Genomic DNA, 2,660 nt, shown 5'->3' with positions numbered 1-2,660 from the left:
ACAAAACCCCTGAACGCGTAAGCGATCAGGGGTTCTGGAATTTAATCTTGACGATGACCTACTCTCACATGGGGAAACCCCACACTACCATCGGCGATGCATCGTTTCACTACTGAGTTCGGGATGGGATCAGGTGGTTCCAATGCTCTATGGTCGTCAAGAAATTCAGTAGCCGACCCGCGTATCCCTTTCAGGACGCCCGGTTCAGCGAATGGGGATGTGATAGATCTGTGGGTTTGCCAATTTTCGGTTGTGTCGTCTTCACACACCTCAATCTGCTTCATCGCAAATTGCTTGGGTGTTATATGGTCAAGCCTCACGGGCAATTAGTATGGGTTAGCTCAATGCCTCACAGCACTTACACACCCCACCTATCAACGTCGTAGTCTTCGACGGCCCTTCAGGGGACTCAAGGTCCCAGTGAGATCTCATCTTGAGGCTAGTTTCCCGCTTAGATGCTTTCAGCGGTTATCTATTCCGAACATAGCTACCCGGCAATGCCACTGGCGTGACAACCGGAACACCAGAGGTTCGTCCACTCCGGTCCTCTCGTACTAGGAGCAGCCCCTCTCAAATCTCAAACGTCCACGGCAGATAGGGACCGAACTGTCTCACGACGTTCTAAACCCAGCTCGCGTACCACTTTAAATGGCGAACAGCCATACCCTTGGGACCGGCTTCAGCCCCAGGATGTGATGAGCCGACATCGAGGTGCCAAACACCGCCGTCGATATGAACTCTTGGGCGGTATCAGCCTGTTATCCCCGGAGTACCTTTTATCCGTTGAGCGATGGCCCTTCCATACAGAACCACCGGATCACTAAGACCTACTTTCGTACCTGCTCGACGTGTCTGTCTCGCAGTCAAGCGCGCTTTTGCCTTTATACTCTACGACCGATTTCCGACCGGTCTGAGCGCACCTTCGTACTCCTCCGTTACTCTTTAGGAGGAGACCGCCCCAGTCAAACTACCCACCATACACTGTCCTCGATCCGGATAACGGACCTGAGTTAGAACCTCAAAGTTGCCAGGGTGGTATTTCAAGGTTGGCTCCACGCAGACTGGCGTCCACGCTTCAAAGCCTCCCACCTATCCTACACAAGCAAATTCAAAGTCCAGTGCAAAGCTATAGTAAAGGTTCACGGGGTCTTTCCGTCTAGCCGCGGATACACTGCATCTTCACAGCGATTTCAATTTCACTGAGTCTCGGGTGGAGACAGCGCCGCCATCGTTACGCCATTCGTGCAGGTCGGAACTTACCCGACAAGGAATTTCGCTACCTTAGGACCGTTATAGTTACGGCCGCCGTTTACCGGGGCTTCGATCAAGAGCTTCGCGTTAGCTAACCCCATCAATTAACCTTCCGGCACCGGGCAGGCGTCACACCCTATACGTCCACTTTCGTGTTTGCAGAGTGCTGTGTTTTTAATAAACAGTCGCAGCGGCCTGGTATCTTCGACCGGCGTGGGCTTACGCAGTAAATGCTTCACCCTCACCGGCGCACCTTCTCCCGAAGTTACGGTGCCATTTTGCCTAGTTCCTTCACCCGAGTTCTCTCAAGCGCCTTGGTATTCTCTACCCAACCACCTGTGTCGGTTTGGGGTACGGTTCCTGGTTACCTGAAGCTTAGAAGCTTTTCTTGGAAGCATGGCATCAACCACTTCATGTGCCTAAGCACACTCGTCATCAGCTCTCGGCCTTAGAATCCCGGATTTACCTAAGATTCCAGCCTACCACCTTAAACTTGGACTACCAACGCCAAGCTGGCCTAGCCTTCTCCGTCCCTCCATCGCAATAACCAGAAGTACAGGAATATTAACCTGTTTTCCATCGACTACGCTTTTCAGCCTCGCCTTAGGGACCGACTAACCCTGCGTCGATTAACGTTGCGCAGGAAACCTTGGTCTTTCGGCGTGGGTGTTTTTCACACCCATTATCGTTACTCATGTCAGCATTCGCACTTCTGATACCTCCAGCAAGCTTCTCAACTCACCTTCACAGGCTTACAGAACGCTCCTCTACCGCATCACCTAAGTGATACCCGTAGCTTCGGTGCATGGTTTGAGCCCCGTTACATCTTCCGCGCAGGCCGACTCGACTAGTGAGCTATTACGCTTTCTTTAAAGGGTGGCTGCTTCTAAGCCAACCTCCTAGCTGTCTAAGCCTTCCCACATCGTTTCCCACTTAACCATGACTTTGGGACCTTAGCTGACGGTCTGGGTTGTTTCCCTTTTCACGACGGACGTTAGCACCCGCCGTGTGTCTCCCATGCTCGGCACTTGTAGGTATTCGGAGTTTGCATCGGGTTGGTAAATCGGGATGATCCCCTAGCCGAAACAGTGCTCTACCCCCTACAGTGATACATGAGGCGCTACCTAAATAGCTTTCGAGGAGAACCAGCTATCTCCGAGCTTGATTAGCCTTTCACTCCGATCCACAGGTCATCCGCTAACTTTTCAACGGTAGTCGGTTCGGTCCTCCAGTTAGTGTTACCCAACCTTCAACCTGCCCATGGATAGATCGCCCGGTTTCGGGTCTATTCCCAGCGACTAGACGCCCTATTAAGACTCGCTTTCGCTACGCCTCCCCTATTCGGTTAAGCTCGCCACTGAAAATAAGTCGCTGACCCATTATACAAAAGGTACGCAGTCACCCAACAA

The 2,660-nt window shown here is 52.2% G+C and carries 2 rRNA genes; both read right to left on the bottom strand.

Going from position 1 to position 2,660, the window contains the following annotated elements:
• Positions 1-45: 45 nt before the first annotated feature.
• Positions 46-161, bottom strand: a 5S ribosomal RNA gene (gene rrf, locus QN378_RS23260).
• Between the two features lie 144 nt (positions 162-305).
• A 23S ribosomal RNA gene (locus tag QN378_RS23255) occupies positions 306-2,660 on the bottom strand; the annotation flags it as partial.

It is taken from the genome of Pseudomonas sp. 10S5 (assembly GCF_035019745.1).
In the GTDB taxonomy this organism is placed as follows: Bacteria; Pseudomonadota; Gammaproteobacteria; order Pseudomonadales; family Pseudomonadaceae; genus Aquipseudomonas.
The sequence above is the reverse complement of the archived record's forward strand: the minus strand, read 5'-3'. Positions and strand labels throughout refer to the sequence as shown.